This is a genomic window from Maribacter sp. C-4077 (assembly GCF_055378385.1).
This window is the reverse complement of the sequence record NZ_AP038807.1, coordinates 1,276,748-1,291,651: the sequence shown is the minus strand read 5'-3', so window position 1 is coordinate 1,291,651 and position 14,904 is coordinate 1,276,748. Positions and strand designations below refer to the sequence as shown.

Below are 14,904 nucleotides of genomic sequence, written 5' to 3'. Positions count from 1 at the left end.
TAATTTTTAAATACTTCACATTCCCTTAACGCAACCCATTGTGATTTGTAGTATCTTAATATAGAATTAGTTAACCCCTGGTAGTTGTGCAAAACCGATTTTTGTTTTTAATTACGATTATCCTACTTTTTTTGGAAGGATGCACCAGCGATGATTTGGTGCTAAAGGGAAAGGAGTTGCAATTTTCAAGTCAGAAGTGGATATTGGTTCAAATGACAGGGAGTTTTGTTAATTCAACAACTGTGGGCGATGCTATGGATTGGCAGGAATATTACATTTTCAATCCAGATGGTTCTTTTATTAAAAGCAGGGAGCGTGATGGAGCCGTTTTGGAAGCTACAGGAACCTTTGAGATGGTCGAGTACGATAATGATGATGCGGATTATCTGGAACTAGTTTTCGAGACAGGAGGTGAGTTGGCAGGTGGTTGTTATGGATTTGGCAGGGAAACCTTGCAATATGTTGCCGAGGATAGGCTTCAAAGTTCATGGATGGCATGTGACGGACCTGGTCTCCTCTATGAAAAGGAAGATGATTAAAGCGCCATCAAATTACACCCTCTGATATCCGAATGGTCAAAACGCCCCAGGACTTCAAATTTTCCGCTTTCATATAATTTCCCCAAATCCTGGGTTGCTATAAACGAACAGGAGTTCACATTGGCAAGATCGATTACATTGATGCCTCCAGTCTTTCCTATTGGTAGTAAGGATAAAGGGTCTTCTGTATCCCTTACTAAAATTTTCATCCACGGGGGACATTTAAATAGACTATCCCCCAGGGAGTAGGCTTGTGAAAGGAGTTCCGTCATACCGTATTCGGAATGAATTTGTTTTACACCAAATCCCCGCTTTAGTTGTTCGTGCAGTTCCTTACGTATCAATTCCTTTCTACGTCCCTTCATACCGCCAGTTTCCATCACAATGGTATGTTCCAGTTCTAATTTGAACGTTTCGGCGAAATCCAATAGGGCAAAGGAAACACCAATTAAAAGGGTCTTTTGTTTTTGGGCTTCCAGTTCCCTAAGAACGGATTCCAATTTGGGTAGGTCATTGAGAAAAAATCCGCTAAAGGGATGTTTGCTCTTGTTGATTAAATCGTTCACCATGTAAATCAGGGAAGAACCATCGCGCTCCAAATAAGAGGGTAAAAGCGCTAAAACACAATAATTTTTAATAGGCCCGTAGCTACTTTTAAAGCCTTTGAGGTAACTTTGTTTGTATAGGCTTAGGTCCATTACATAGTGTTTGCTCGCGACCGAGCCCGTGGTTCCACTACTGGTAAAAATGATTTCTTCTTCATCCAAAGTACTAACAACCTTGTGTTCCTTGAAGAATTGAATGGGTAGAAATGGAATTTTGGTTAGGGTATCAATACGCTCCGGTTTTACATTTAAATAATCGCAGAACCTTTGGTAAACCCCATTATTTTGATACTGAAACTGAAATATTTCCAAACATTTGGTTTCAAATTCGGTCTTGGATGAAATATCAAAAATACTTTTTGGGCCCATGGAATATTCAATTCCCCGTAAAGGTAAAGAACCCTATAGAATGTATCTTGAAAAGTAGGGTAAATCGAGTTCTAAAACGGTTACTTTACCACCAATTTCCTATTGATCGTTTTTTTGTTTTCGGTTACTTGGATAACATAAACACCAGGTGAAAGTCTGGAGATGTCCAAGGTCTTGTTCGAGATACGATCGGTCAAAACCAACTCACCAAAGACATCATAGATTCGTATTTCCTTGGTGTCGTTGTTCTCCGTGGTCACATAAACCATGTCTGCCGTTGCAGGATTGGGATATAGTTTAAAACCGGAGATTTCCTCATTTTTTAAATTTCGAAAATCAATGGAGTCCTGGCCATATACCATGAAGGAAAATCCCATTAAGAGGATAAAGTAGATTTTTTTCATTGGGCATCGATTTGGGATCAACACCCTAAAGTTACTTCAATCCGCTAGGTTCAATATAAAAATGTTGTAAACGATACTATTTTGTATGTCAACAAGATAGCACTTGCAATACATCGGATTTTTCATACCGATTATCGACAAGAAATAAATAAGATATAAGAGTAAAACTTACTTGACGATAAGCTTTCTGGTGGCCATTTTGTCCTTTTCAAATACGCGTAGAACGTATACTCCGGCATCCATATCGTTTAGGGAGAGTTCCTTGCCTAGAATGGTCGTTTTTAGGATCAATGTTCCAAAAACATCGTAAATAAAAATTTCCTTAGGACTATTGTTGGCCGTTGTAATATAGACCTTACCATTCGTAACCGGATTTGGATACATGCTAAAACCTTCTATATCCCCTTGGTTTTTTGGACTTTGTCCAAAACCAACAGCACAAAAAAGAAAGAAAATAACAAGGTAAAGTTGCTTCATATATAGCAGGTTACAAATGCTATGCCACAAATATAGGAATTATAGCCTCTGGACGTCAATAGGATAGGACTCTTTCTTTAAATTTTTCGATGAAATGCAAAAAGCCCGTCCGCGAATGGTTCGGGACGGGCTTTTTTATATTTTTTATTCGGTTTTAAAATTGATAGCTATACCCCAATGAGATGGCCTGACCTGGATATCTTGATGAAAACAGCCTATCCGTAGCACCAAAGGATTGGTACACACTTTCAATCTTGTCATTTAGCACGTTTTCAAAACGAAGGGTCAGTTTGCTGTTTTTCTCCTCGCCAAACTCTTTGCTCAAATTGAATTTAAGATTGTGAAAGGGCAGGGTAAATACATCTGGAATATCCCCATTTCCTACAATTTCCAAGGTTTTCCCTTGAACGTTATAGACTAGGCCACCTTGCCATCCATTGTCATTGTTGTCATAGTTGAATCCAACATTTAACAGAAAGGGTGATTGGCCTTGCAATGTTCTATAATCCTTAAATTCCTCGCCTTCCCTCAAGTTGTCCCTTCTTGCCTCCTCCTCATCTTCACTAAAGGACTGACGAGACTCAATGACGGAGACATTGGCATTGAAGGAAAAATTTTGCCAACCAGGTATAAAGTCCATACTTCTTCTAAACTCAAGCTCACCACCAAAAACTACAGCGTCACCTAGGTTTAAAGGTATGAACTGGCCTCTTGCCTCACGGATAAAGGATAGTTCAATAGGGTCATCAAAGGTTTTTGCGAAAGCACTTGCGGCAAAGAAATTGGTCCTTTCACCATAGGCTTCAAATCGTAAATCAAAGTTATTTATATAGGTAGGCTGGATATTGATATTTCCAATAAAAAAGGTACTGGAAACAGGATCAAAAATCTGGGCATTGGAAGCTTCCTTGAAAGAAGGTCTTGCCGTGGTGCTGCTGAAGGAAGCCCTAAATTTCCTGCTTGCCTCTTCGTTAAGGTCGTAGATAAGGTTGGCTGATGGAAAGAAATCCGCCTTGTCCAAAAGGTTTACATTGTCAAAAACCTCACCATCCTGATTTATACCGGTATAATAAAGGTCGAACTTTTCAAAACGTACGCCCAGTATGGCGTTCAGTCTTTCCGATAGTTTAAATTCATCACCAATATATCCGGCGGCTACGGACATTTCGGAGTCAAAGGAATCCGAAACATTGGAATCCCTTCGCACGAAAGTTCCTTCGCCAGTACTTGGGTCATAGATATTTTCAGGAGCCAATACCTGGTCAGCATCGCCGCCAAATCCTAGGCTGAAGTTACCACGTCTTGATTGTACAGGGTGTGAAAACTGATCTACTACAAACTCCCGTTGTTTCAAAGTGTAGGCTCCCCCAAACTTTAATTTTGCTTCCCTGCCAAAAAATTGATGTCTCCTTGTAAAATCCAGTTTTCCGGCAATGTTTATCTCCTCTAAATCCCTCCAAATCCTGCTGGGGTCTCCAGATTCACTAGGCGAAATGATAAAATTTTCGGCATCTGGGTCAAACCTGAACGGTGTTGTTCTAAGGTCCTTGTCGTATACTTTAGAAATGGTTGGTGACAATTTCCATGAGACCTTCCAAGAGCCATCCTCGTTGGAGTGTTCCCCGTTCAACAATGCATTGGTGATAGAGCGTTGGGTATAGGTCAACACATCCTTAAAAATGATATTGGAATTTACACTAAAGTTTTCTTGCCTAAGGTATCCGGCACTGGACTCACCATTTTGAATGTGAAGTACGTTCAATTTATATTTTGAAGTCCGGCCTTTAAAAGATACCCCTGCAAGTCCGCTTATCAAAACATTGTTGACACCCAAATCCCCGGACTGGGTTCTATCGTCGATCAGTTCCAAAACGGAGGGGTCTTGATCTTGTTTACGAAAGACCTGACCGTTGACTATGTTCTCGTAAAACTCCGTATTGTTTCTATAGGATAGGGATGCCAAATAGCCAATTTTTTTGGTGCCATCCTCGTTGGCATTGTATTGGTTTCCAGCCGTAAGGCCAAAACTGAAATCCATACCGCTTTGCTCCTGTAGGGCCTTTAAGTTGGAGTCGAACAATTGCGTTGTAATTCTTGCAACCTGTCCATTTTGCTGAGGTAAAAGGGTTTCAAAATTTTGAGAAATGGGCAAATCCCGCTTTCCTCCATCATAGCCTAATGGGTCTGAAACACTGCCGTCATAAGTCAAATAATTGTCCTTAAAATGCATGGAAGAATTATACCCAAGACCTGTGGAAACGCTGTACTCGGCCCTTGAAGGGAAATCTTTGGTCACAATATCCACAACTCCTCCCGTAAAGTCGGCCGGTTGGTCTGCCGTTGCGGATTTTACCACAATGATGTTGTCCAGGATATTGGTAGGGAAAATATCCAATTGAAGTGTGTTCCTATCGGGATCCAAACCGGGTACGTCCACACCATTTAGAATCGACTTTGTGTATCGGTCACCTAAACCCCTAACATAGACAAATTTTCCTCCCTGTACGGATACACCGGGCACGGCCTTGATGGCACTGGCGATGTCTCCCGCCCCTGATTTTTTAATACTTTGAATGGACAGACCATCCAAAAGGGCTACCGAGTTCTTTTGTAGATTAAGTACGGAAGCCTCCGTGTTTTTGGAAACCGTAGTGGTTACCACCACTTCGTCCAATGCGTTTGGCAGTGGGTTCAAGGTAACATCGATTATTTCTTCCGCACCTTGGGCGATGACTACCTCGGAGATTTCCTTGGTCTCATATCCTAAAAACGAAAACACTACGGTATACGTGCCTGGCTCTAGCTCCAAAGCGTATTTTCCATCAAAATCCGAGGTCGTTCCTTTGGTAGTGCCTTTTATGGTAATATTCGCAAAAGGCAATACGTCATTAAATTCACCATCCATCACTGTTCCCGAAATAATGCCTTCTTGTGCAAGAATGGACTGTATGGAAAATGCGGCAAGTAGAACTAAAAGCGATTTAATTTTCATGTGAGTTGAGTTATAACGGGTATTCTTATAGAAATTAAGTTGCTCGCCTTACCAAAATCGTAAGACGAGCAACTGTTTAATTAAAAGTATATATATACTTGATTTTATGTATTTGTTAGAAGCCTAAACTTGCTTTGGCATTGGAGTATGTCCAAGCAAAAGCAGAAGTATCCGCTCCGGTTGTCCCCTCAGCTACAGCCGATGAGAATGTAGCGGCATCCGCTTCAAATGTGGTACTATCCGTTGTATCATTGAAGATTTCAGCAGAGGTAGCTACACCTGTTGGCAATACGATTTCCCAATTGGTGAAAACTAAAGTTCCTGCCGTGTAGTTGGCGGCAACACCCGCATTGTCCAATTCTACATCTGATAGCTGCAGGTCTGTTCCAATACCGGTAAAACCTGTAACCAAGATATTGCTGTTTGTACCTTGTGCATTGGAACGGAAGTCCGCAATCTCACCACCGGTCGCATTGTCATCAAGACCAACCAAAGTAGCATTTGTAAGGGTATAAGCACCTTGTAAAGAACCTTCTGGGCCATCTATTTCCAAAGCATGATCGGAAATACCTCCCTGAACGACCATGGCGTTATCGATAGTACCGGAATAGGCTTGGTCAATGTCCAGACCGTCATCGCCTTGTGCCCAAACGAACAGGTTAGTAGCGTTTACAGTACCACCAAAGAATTCGATGCCGTCATCCACATTTCCAACAACTTCGATATTATCGACTGTAGTTCCTGAACCAACGGCTCCCAGAGTAAGACCATTGATTTCATTTCCTTCCCCGATCAAGGCACCGCCATGACGAATAGAGATGTATTGAAGCGTACCGGAATTATCGGCTGGATCAGTACCGCCATATAAACCTTTGTCACCATCCGTATCTGTTGGGATACCTTCAATTTGCGCTGCAACGGCATCACCGTCAAAAGAAGCGGGAGCGTTACCTAAAACGATTAATCCGCCCCAAAGACCTCTATCATTTTCGGTTAAGTTAGTACCTGCAGTTTCGCCGTAAGCGATGTTGTCTGACGCAGATGTAAAAATAATTGGAGCGTTTGCAGTACCTACCGCTTCAATCTTACTTCCTCTGGTTACGATAAGCGCGGATGCGTTTACGCCGGAACCTGCGTTTGCTTTGATGATAACACCAGCTTCAATAGTTAAGGTAGCACCGTTGGTAACGAATACCCTACCATCCAAATTATAAAGATTATCGGCACTCCAAGTAGTATCTTCGGTAATATCGCTATCTACTACAACAGTTTGTCCAACTGGGTCGGTAGCACCATTATCGGTTGGGTCACAAACATCACCTATACCATCACCATCAGAATCGGCCTGGTCTGGATTCGCTGTTCCTGGACAGTTGTCCACATCGTTGTTTACACCATCATTGTCAAAATCCTCATCTGTAATAACAACTGGATCAACAGGACCGTCATCGTCGCTACAGGCAACAAAGGCGAATGAAAAACATATAAGGGAAAGACCCAATAGCTTTTTCATAGAATTTACGTTTTTAATTTTCATAATAGTTTAATTTGATTTACGCCGCAAAGAACGATAGGGGTTGTAAAAGTCGGGTTACGGTCAAGTTAAATGTGTTTTGCAAAAATGTTACCTAAACGTTACTATATTAAATCAACGTTAAGCGATTTTGTCATACGGGTTTAATCTGTACTTTTGAAACATTAACACGACCAAAAATCGATCGGAGATACTGCTAAACCGTTGCTTTTTAATACTTTTAGTTGTCTCGGACCTAAAAAGACCAAACCATAGGAAAAGATGAAGAAAAAGGATATTACCATACTTTTAGTGGATGACGAACCGGATATTTTGGAGATTTTGAGTTATAACCTTTCTTCTGAAGGGTATGAGATAATCACGGCCAAAAACGGTGCGGAGGGCGTATCCAAAGCAAAAAAGAAGCAACCGGATCTGATTATTCTGGACGTTATGATGCCCGAAATGGACGGTATTGAGGCCTGTGAAATCATGCGGAAGACACCCGGATTGGAAAATACCATAATTACGTTCTTGACCGCACGCGGAGAGGATTACTCCCAAGTGGCCGGTTTTGATGCCGGGGCCGATGACTACATTACCAAGCCCATAAAGCCAAAGGTATTGGTGAGCAAAGTGAATGCCCTTTTACGAAGGTTATCCAAAGAAGAGGGGCCCAGAGAGGATATTACAAAAGTTGGTGATATTGTAATCAACAGGGAAGAATACAAGATTATAAATCAGGGCGAGGAAATAATACTCCCTCGGAAGGAATTTGAACTTCTTGCCCTGCTCACTTCAAAACCCAATAAAGTATTCAAACGCGAGGTAATTCTGGATAAGGTCTGGGGCAATGAGGTGGTCGTTGGCGGAAGGACCATCGATGTACATATCCGTAAGCTACGGGAAAAAATAGGAGAAGATCATTTTAAGACCGTTAAAGGGGTAGGCTATAAGTTTGTATTATAATGGCCATTCGATCCAAAAAGTCCTATAGGTTTGCCTTCAGGTCTGCTTTCTATATAGGCGTTATTTCCTTTTTTGTTATTGGGAGTCTGCTGTGGCTCTTCAACATAATGAACTGGATGTTTTTGGCCATTGCCTCCTTGCTAATTTTTATTTTTTCTTTCGGGGCCCTTCAGTTCAGAATTGAACGCTTCATATACCGCCGTATCAAGAAAATATATGACGATGTGGAACTGTTGGAGTCCACGCCCTTGGCAACCAACCCCGTAACTACCGACATGCGCACCTTGACCGCGGAAATTGAGAAATTCGCCAAGGACAAGAAGATAGAAATCGATACGCTTAAGATCCGGGAAGAGTATCGTAAGGATTTTTTGGGCAATGTGTCGCACGAGCTAAAGACTCCATTGTTCACCGCACAGGGCTATCTGGAAACGCTTTTGGACGGGGCCATAGAGGACAAAAATATCCGAAGAAAATATATTTCCAGGGCCAACAAGGCAGTGGAGCGACTTATTTACATTGTACGGGACCTGGATTTGATCACCAAACTAGAAGTGGGCGATCTGCGTTTGGAAAAGGAGAATTTCAATATCGTGGAGCTCATTCAAAATGTGTTCGACCTCTTGGAAATGAAGGCCAGCAAAAAGAAAATTGTCCTCACCTTTGATATGGCCTATCCCAACCCGATCATGGTATATGCTGATAAGGAAAAAATCCAGCAGGTATTGACCAATCTCTTAGTAAACTCCATTAAATATGGTAACGAGAACGGTACTACGGAGGTAAGTGTGGAGAATTTGGTCAAGAATAAAGTTATAGTTCGGGTAACCGATAACGGCGAGGGCATCCCGGCGAATCACCTGCCCAGATTGTTCGAACGTTTCTATAGGGTGGACCCTAGTGGAAGTAGAAAGGAAGGAGGAAGTGGCCTGGGTCTATCTATTGTAAAGCATGTAATAGAGGCACACGGTGAAAAAATCTACGTGGAAAGTTCTGAGGATGTGGGCTCCGAATTTTCCTTCACCCTGGAGAAAAGTAAAACCGAAAATACCAACTCCAAAAAATAGTGACCGGAATCAATTTTATTAGCTTTGCCATTATAAAAGGAACCAAGTGGGCAGCAAGAACAAGCTAAAAAGATTCAAGGAGAACGAAACCTTTTCAAATGTGATACAGCCAACTCGGCAAGAAGTTACCGATGGTTTTGTACTGAAAGGAAATTGGAAGGAACACTTTAAAAACAATAACCCAATTGTTTTGGAACTGGGCTGCGGTAAGGGCGAATATACGGTAGGACTGGCAAAAAAAAATCCCAATAAAAATTTCATAGGCATCGATATCAAAGGTGCCCGATTTTGGAGGGGAGCCAAAACCGCCTTGGAGGAAGGTTTGCAAAACGTCGCTTTCTTACGGACTCAAATAGAACTGGTGGACCTTTTGTTCGGTAAGGAAGAGGTCTCGGAAATATGGATCACCTTTCCCGATCCCCAAATAAAGTACAAAAGGACCAAGCATAGGATGACCAACGCGGCCTTTTTGGAAAAGTACAAGCGTATTTTGGCACCCAATGGATTGATGCATCTTAAGACTGATAGCGAATTCATGCACGGGTATACCTTGGGACTCCTGCATGGTTTGGCACTGGAGGTTGTCTACGCCAATCACGATGTGTATAAAAATGAGGGTAGTCCCAAGGATGTTCTGGAAATTCAGACATTCTATGAAAATCAGTATCTTGAGAAAGGCAAACCCATAACCTATATCCAATTTAGGATACACTAAGTAGATGCAACATTTACTCATTCTTTTCTTCGCTACCTATTCGGCGGCCTTTATGGCCACTGTACCACCCGGGCTTCTCAATTTAAATGCCGCCAAGACCAGTGTGGAAAAGGATAAATTGAACGGTGTTATCTTTAGTTTGGGCGTGTCCACCGTTATTATGTTGCAGGCCACCATTGCGGTATTCATCTCTAAATTTTTGGATAGGAATCCTGAAGTTGTTTCCCGTCTTTTGGAAGTTGCCATTGCTGTCTTTGCAGCTTTGGCGGTCTATTTTTTTGTGGCGGCCAAACGAAATAAAAAAACGAAAATCAAGGCCATCAAAATCAGTAAGCGAAACAGCTACCTCAAGGGTATGTTTTTGGCAACCCTTAATTTTTTGACCATTCCCTACTACAGCGGACTCAATATTATGTGGAATGCATCGGGCTGGATAAAGTTCATGTTTTTGGATATTGCCATTTTTGTTCTGGCGGCCGGTTTGGGCACGTTTTCGGTGCTGTACCTGTACGTTTTTTACTTTGACAAACTGGAGCACAAGACGAATCGGTTTGAAAAAAATGCGAACTACATCCTTTCCTTTCTCATGGTACTTTTGTTGATCATCACCGTGGTACGGGTGCTAAACAGGCAGTGATATGGCAGATAACGATAATTTTTTTGAAAAGGTCTACGAGGTCGCCATGCAAATTCCGTATGGGAGGGTTACCTCCTATGGTGCCATTGCCAAATATCTAGGGGCTGCCCGTAGTGCCAGAATGGTAGGGTGGGCCATGAACGCTTCCCATACCAGGGACGACATTCCCGCCCATAGGGTGGTCAACAAAGCGGGACTTTTAACGGGAAAGCACCATTTTGAGGGAACAAATCTCATGCAGCAATTGTTGGAAAGTGAAGGTGTTAAGGTCAAGGACAACCAGATACAGGATTTGGAAAAACATTTTTGGGATCCTTGGAAAGAATTGAGAGAAACCAATTAATCAAAGATCAAGGTAAATACCGTGTTTTCATCTGAAAGCACCTGTATGCTTCCCCCGTGCAATCGCATGATTTGTTTGGAAAGACTTAGCCCGATACCTGTTCCGGAATTTTTTGTAGTGAAGAAGGGAACAAAAATTTCATTTAACAATTCAGGAGGGATTCCTACTCCATTATCCCAGACCTGTATAAACTTCTTGTTCATTTCGTTGATACCACAAATGAATTTTATCCTTCCATTCTCCTGACCTTCCAAGGATTGTTTGGCATTCTTGCCCAGATTTAGCAACACTTGCGATATTTGTTGGGAATCAATATATAGCTCCAGTTCTTTCGGGTGGACCCCAATTTCTATTTTCACCGGATTTTCATCCGTCTGTTCCTCTAACAAAAGCTTTACCCTTTCCAAAAGTTTTTTGGCGGAAACAAGCTCTTTTTCAGGCTCTGGTACACTAAGGAATTTACGGTAGGATTGAACAAAACTCATAAGGTCATTCCCTTGGTCCTTGATTACCTCCAATCCTTTTGCCGTATTTTTTATTTGGTCTTTACTAAATTCGGTAGGATGGGTATTGGAACTTCCCTTCTTGAAATACTTAAGGATGGATTCCGAAATTGAGGTGATAGGAGTAATGGTGTTCATGATTTCGTGGGTGAGAACCCGAATCAGTTTTACCCAAGAATCCGTTTCCTTTTCGTCCAATTCCCGATGTATATCGTGCACCACAACCAATAATAAATCTTGTCCTTCAATGGTCAATGGGGTACATTTAATACTTAAATCCCGTTTTCCCCGTTCATTTCCAAGTTGATAGATTCTATTTTCAAAGGGTTCTAATTTTTGAAAGAGCTGGTATAGCTCTTGGTCTACCTGGTTCAACTGTTTTATATGGTTCAATGGCCTGTAATTGAGCAGCTCTTGCACCGTTGGGTTGGCAAAAAGGATATGCCCCTTTGGATTTATGGTGAAAATTCCAATATCCGCTTGCCTGAGTATTTCCTGATAGTATTGCTCTTGGGCCTGCTTCTTTAGATGGATATCCTGTATCATGTTATTGAGCATGTTCAAACTATGATTTAGCTCTTCCAGGGATTTTACGCTCAATTTCTCCGGAAACCTCAGTGTGAAATCTTCATTTTTGATGGCATCAAAGAAATAGGCTATTTTTCGATTGGTCTGGTTTACGTAATTGATCAAGGCCGAAGTTTGGGCTATTATAATCAAAATGCCAATACCGCAGCCTACATAACTCTCCTTGAAAAAGAGATATGTAGAGATTACAACGGTAAGGACTATAAAGACAATCCTTAAAACCAACTGAAGATATATATTACGGCTGACCATTTTATTTGGAGGATTTTTTAAGCTTGTTATATAGCGTCTGCCTTGAAATTCCCAATTGTTCGGCTGCGGCACTATAATTACCATCATGCTTGTTCAAGGCGTTGGTAATCATGAGCAGTTCCATTTCCTCTAAAGTGCTGGGAACATTTTCCATGCTAATGGAATTTTTGGGTTCCAATAAAAAATCATCAGGCTTTAAAACATTACCTTCGCTCAAGATGACGGCCCTCTCCATGGTATGAAGCAATTCGCGTACATTTCCGGGCCAAGCATAGGACATCAATTTTTCTTGGGCCTGTTGGTTTATTCGCAGCCCCTGTTTTCCGTACTTGCTGATGAATTTGTTCAAATAGAAATCGGCCAATACCAGTATATCGTTCTCTCGTTCCCTTAGAGGTGGTACTTCTACCCGAATAGTATTTATGCGGTACAGGAGATCTTCGCGAAACAAGCCATCAGAAACCATTTTATCCAAATTACAATTGGTCGCACATATAAGCCTGATATCAATGGGAATGGGTTTGTTGGAACCGACTCTTACAATAACCCGGTTTTGTATGGCGGATAATAATTTGGCTTGCATTTGCAATGAAAGATTGCCTATTTCATCCAGGAATAAGGTCCCTCCATTGGCCGCTTCAAATTTTCCGGCCCTATCTTCCTTTGCATCTGTAAAAGAACCTTTAACGTGTCCAAATAATTCGCTTTCAAATAAGTTTTCCGAAATGGAACCCATGTCCACAGAAATAAAAACCTCATTTTGCCTTGCGGATAATTTATGCAACTCCCTTGCTATAAGCTCTTTACCGGTTCCATTTTCACCGGTAACCAGTACGTTCACATCGGTTTTGGCTACCTTTCGTACCAGGGATAACACCCTGTTCAGGGCCTTGGAATTCCCAATGATGTAGTTGGAATTTTGGTTGATTACCTGTTTAAGGTTTGTTTCCTTCTCTTTAAGTTGTACTACTTCTTTTTGTGTTTTTCTAAGCTCATAGGCAGATTTTACGGTAGTCAATAACCGTTCATTGTTCCAAGGCTTTAGGATAAAGTCGGATGCCCCTTCCTTTAAAGCTTCTACGGCAAGGTTTATTGCGCCGTATGCGGTCATCATGATTACAGAAATGTGGGGGGCTTTTTTCTTTATTTCCCGAAGCCAGTAAAGTCCTTCATTTCCGGTATTTACACCAGCGGAAAAGTTCATGTCCAACAAAATGATGTCCAACGAATTGAAATTTGGAAAGGACGTGATTTGATTGGGGTTTGAGATGGTCTGCACGCTCTTATACTCGAATTGCAATAGTATTTCCAAAGCACTTAAAACACTCTTATTGTCATCAATGACCAATATTTTTGCATCCACCATAATTGGGAATAATTTGTGGGTTGATACGGATAAAACTACAAATAGAGGAGATTGGTTTATAGTAAGTGTCAAAATATTTTACAATATCTGTACAACTATTTTACAGTACATTATTATTTTACACCATACCAAAATTTTAATGTATTGAAAATCAATTTTTTGTATTTGTGGCATGTAAATAGTATGTTTTTTGGCATAGCAAAAAAAGTATGATACATTTTCTAAGATTATTACTAATTATCTTTTTATTATGGAGTACGTCCCTAATGGCGCAAAAGTCATGGACCTTGGATGAATGCATCTCCTATGCCTTGGAAAATAACTTACAATTGAACGATTTTGAATATACCAATCTTTCAAATAAGGAGATGTATCGACAGTCTGTACGTAACTTGTTGCCGGTTTTGAACGCCAATTCAGATTATACCATTAATTCAGGTAGGGCCGAAGACCCCAATACGGGTACCTTTGTGGTTCAGGATTTCTTTTCCAATAGCTATTCGTTGCAGTCCAACATCGATTTGTTCAGGGGTTTTCAAAAAATTAATTCCATTAAGGCGTCCAAGTTATTGTACAGTGCCACTAAAGAAGAGGTGTTGCAACAAAAGTATCTTTTGGCCTTTAGGGTAATGCAGGCATTTAACAACATCCAATTTTTTGAGGGCTTGGTAGCAATTGCCAATGAGCAAGTAGATGTTTCCAAAACCAATTATAAACTGGTGGAGAAGCAGATTGAACTGGGATTGATGGCGGGTGCCGATTTGTACGAGGCACAATCCCTTTTATTGGCCGATGAGCTAAACCTAACCCAGTCAGAAAACCAATTGGCTGCGGCCAAGTTAACCCTGATACAGGAAATGAACCTAGAGAATACTTCAGACATTCAAATTATCACGGATATGGGCCACAAGGCAGAAGCCCAAGTTTTAGGGATCATGGAATCTGATTCCGTATACGAGAAGGCTAGGGATTTTTTGCCTTTGATAAAGGCTCAGGAACTACGGGCACAAGCCGCTAAGAAACAGGTGGGCGTTGCCCGTGGAAACCTATATCCGTCGTTGAGCCTTTTCGCGGGTATTGGTACAGGTTACTTTGAAACCTTTCAGGATTCCCTGGGCAATACCTTCCCTTTTCGTCAACAGTTCAGGGACAATACGTCTAGGTTTTACGGTATCAGTCTTAGTGTTCCCATAAGTAATGGATGGTCTGCAAGATCAAGGGTGAAACAGGCCAAAATTGAAAGGTTACGTCAAGAAAACAATTTGGAAGTTCAGGAGCAAGTGCTTTTCCAGACCATTCAACAGTTGGTTCAGGAATACAATTCACTATTGGTGGAAACGGAACAGAGTCGGCAAAATATGGAAGCACAGCGATTGTCCTTTACCATTGCCCAAAAACGGTACGAGAAAGGCATGATTAACGCCATAGAACTGTTCACCGCAAAAAACCTGTTCGCCAGTGCGCAAAATGAGAATTTGCAAGTAAGACTAAGATCAGAAATCAATAAAAGCACTTTGGATTTTTATAGGGGACTTCCCGTATTTAACATTAACTAGAATTAGATT

General features: G+C 41.3%; 14 protein-coding genes. 7 read left to right on the top strand and 7 right to left on the bottom strand.

All coding sequences use genetic code 11. The annotated features are described in order from the left end of the window. Window positions 1-101 precede the first annotated feature (101 nt). Window positions 102-539 (top strand): hypothetical protein, encoded by a 438-nt coding sequence (locus ACZ41C_RS05515; protein ID WP_464564876.1) that lies wholly within the window; start codon window positions 102-104, stop codon window positions 537-539. On the opposite strand, the gene ACZ41C_RS05510 is transcribed toward ACZ41C_RS05515, so the two are convergent. From ACZ41C_RS05510 to ACZ41C_RS05490, 5 genes are all read right to left on the bottom strand, one after another. Continuing rightward, a complete protein-coding gene (locus ACZ41C_RS05510) occupies window positions 536-1,513 on the bottom strand; it encodes a LuxE/PaaK family acyltransferase (protein ID WP_464564875.1) in 978 nt (325 codons plus the stop codon). The genes ACZ41C_RS05515 and ACZ41C_RS05510 overlap by 4 nt on opposite strands. Window positions 1,514-1,593: 80 nt before the next feature. After that, a complete protein-coding gene (locus ACZ41C_RS05505; protein ID WP_154918003.1) occupies window positions 1,594-1,917 on the bottom strand; it encodes a T9SS type A sorting domain-containing protein in 324 nt (107 codons plus the stop codon). 168 nt (window positions 1,918-2,085) lie between these two features. Further along, window positions 2,086-2,394, bottom strand: a complete 309-nt coding sequence (locus ACZ41C_RS05500; protein WP_138256967.1) for a T9SS type A sorting domain-containing protein — start codon at window positions 2,392-2,394, stop codon at window positions 2,086-2,088. A gap of 154 nt (window positions 2,395-2,548) precedes the next feature. Then, the gene (locus tag ACZ41C_RS05495) at window positions 2,549-5,386 is read right to left on the bottom strand and encodes a TonB-dependent receptor (protein ID WP_138256968.1); all 2,838 of its coding nucleotides are present in this window, start codon (window positions 5,384-5,386) and stop codon (window positions 2,549-2,551) included. 115 nt (window positions 5,387-5,501) lie between these two features. Continuing rightward, window positions 5,502-6,899 carry a thrombospondin type 3 repeat-containing protein gene (locus ACZ41C_RS05490; RefSeq protein WP_161595305.1) on the bottom strand — a complete coding sequence of 466 codons (1,398 nt, stop codon included), beginning with the start codon at window positions 6,897-6,899 and terminating at the stop codon, window positions 5,502-5,504. A gap of 282 nt (window positions 6,900-7,181) precedes the next feature. On the opposite strand from ACZ41C_RS05490, the gene ACZ41C_RS05485 reads away from it, so the two are divergent. The 5 genes from ACZ41C_RS05485 to ACZ41C_RS05465 all read left to right on the top strand — a co-directional run bounded on the left by ACZ41C_RS05485 (window position 7,182) and on the right by ACZ41C_RS05465 (window position 10,630). Beyond that, window positions 7,182-7,868: a response regulator transcription factor gene (locus ACZ41C_RS05485; protein ID WP_138256970.1), complete on the top strand. Its 687-nt coding sequence runs from the start codon at window positions 7,182-7,184 to the stop codon at window positions 7,866-7,868. 116 nt (window positions 7,869-7,984) lie between these two features. Further along, window positions 7,985-8,935 carry a sensor histidine kinase gene (locus tag ACZ41C_RS05480; RefSeq protein ID WP_394347766.1) on the top strand — a complete coding sequence of 317 codons (951 nt, stop codon included), beginning with the start codon at window positions 7,985-7,987 and terminating at the stop codon, window positions 8,933-8,935. 46 nt (window positions 8,936-8,981) lie between these two features. After that, window positions 8,982-9,650, top strand: coding sequence for a tRNA (guanosine(46)-N7)-methyltransferase TrmB (trmB, locus tag ACZ41C_RS05475; RefSeq protein WP_138256972.1), 669 nt, complete (start codon window positions 8,982-8,984; stop codon window positions 9,648-9,650). Between the two features lie 4 nt (window positions 9,651-9,654). Beyond that, complete coding sequence (locus tag ACZ41C_RS05470) at window positions 9,655-10,287, top strand: LysE family transporter (RefSeq protein ID WP_138256973.1); 633 nt, start codon at window positions 9,655-9,657, stop codon at window positions 10,285-10,287. Between the two features lies 1 nt (window position 10,288). Beyond that, window positions 10,289-10,630 carry an MGMT family protein gene (locus tag ACZ41C_RS05465; protein ID WP_138256974.1) on the top strand — a complete coding sequence of 114 codons (342 nt, stop codon included), beginning with the start codon at window positions 10,289-10,291 and terminating at the stop codon, window positions 10,628-10,630. On the opposite strand, the gene ACZ41C_RS05460 is transcribed toward ACZ41C_RS05465, so the two are convergent. Both ACZ41C_RS05460 and ACZ41C_RS05455 read right to left on the bottom strand, forming a co-directional pair. Continuing rightward, complete coding sequence (locus ACZ41C_RS05460; protein ID WP_464564874.1) at window positions 10,627-12,060, bottom strand: sensor histidine kinase; 1,434 nt, start codon at window positions 12,058-12,060, stop codon at window positions 10,627-10,629. The two genes, ACZ41C_RS05465 and ACZ41C_RS05460, sit on opposite strands and share 4 nt — an antisense overlap. After that, window positions 11,975-13,339 carry a sigma-54-dependent transcriptional regulator gene (locus ACZ41C_RS05455; RefSeq protein ID WP_138256975.1) on the bottom strand — a complete coding sequence of 455 codons (1,365 nt, stop codon included), beginning with the start codon at window positions 13,337-13,339 and terminating at the stop codon, window positions 11,975-11,977. The genes ACZ41C_RS05460 and ACZ41C_RS05455 overlap by 86 nt, the downstream gene beginning before the upstream one ends. A gap of 209 nt (window positions 13,340-13,548) precedes the next feature. Here ACZ41C_RS05455 and ACZ41C_RS05450 point away from each other — a divergent pair, with 209 nt between their 5' ends. After that, the gene (locus tag ACZ41C_RS05450; RefSeq protein ID WP_138256976.1) at window positions 13,549-14,895 is read left to right on the top strand and encodes a TolC family protein; all 1,347 of its coding nucleotides are present in this window, start codon (window positions 13,549-13,551) and stop codon (window positions 14,893-14,895) included. Window positions 14,896-14,904: the final 9 nt, after the last annotated feature.

What these genes read in the sequence shown, in the direction of transcription:
- ACZ41C_RS05510 (WP_464564875.1), bottom strand. Translation starts at nt 1,513, where the DNA reads ATGGGCCCAAAAAGTATTTTTGATATTTCATCCAAGACCGAATTTGAA.
- ACZ41C_RS05505 (WP_154918003.1), bottom strand. Translation starts at nt 1,917, where the DNA reads ATGAAAAAAATCTACTTTATCCTCTTAATGGGATTTTCCTTCATGGTA.
- ACZ41C_RS05500 (WP_138256967.1), bottom strand. Translation starts at nt 2,394, where the DNA reads ATGAAGCAACTTTACCTTGTTATTTTCTTTCTTTTTTGTGCTGTTGGT.
- ACZ41C_RS05495 (WP_138256968.1), bottom strand. Translation starts at nt 5,386, where the DNA reads ATGAAAATTAAATCGCTTTTAGTTCTACTTGCCGCATTTTCCATACAG.
- ACZ41C_RS05490 (WP_161595305.1), bottom strand. Translation starts at nt 6,899, where the DNA reads ATGAAAAAGCTATTGGGTCTTTCCCTTATATGTTTTTCATTCGCCTTT.
- ACZ41C_RS05485 (WP_138256970.1), top strand. Translation starts at nt 7,182, where the DNA reads ATGAAGAAAAAGGATATTACCATACTTTTAGTGGATGACGAACCGGAT.
- ACZ41C_RS05480 (WP_394347766.1), top strand. Translation starts at nt 7,985, where the DNA reads ATGTTTTTGGCCATTGCCTCCTTGCTAATTTTTATTTTTTCTTTCGGG.
- ACZ41C_RS05470 (WP_138256973.1), top strand. Translation starts at nt 9,655, where the DNA reads ATGCAACATTTACTCATTCTTTTCTTCGCTACCTATTCGGCGGCCTTT.
- ACZ41C_RS05465 (WP_138256974.1), top strand. Translation starts at nt 10,289, where the DNA reads ATGGCAGATAACGATAATTTTTTTGAAAAGGTCTACGAGGTCGCCATG.
- ACZ41C_RS05460 (WP_464564874.1), bottom strand. Translation starts at nt 12,060, where the DNA reads ATGATGGTAATTATAGTGCCGCAGCCGAACAATTGGGAATTTCAAGGC.
- ACZ41C_RS05455 (WP_138256975.1), bottom strand. Translation starts at nt 13,339, where the DNA reads ATGGTGGATGCAAAAATATTGGTCATTGATGACAATAAGAGTGTTTTA.
- ACZ41C_RS05450 (WP_138256976.1), top strand. Translation starts at nt 13,549, where the DNA reads ATGATACATTTTCTAAGATTATTACTAATTATCTTTTTATTATGGAGT.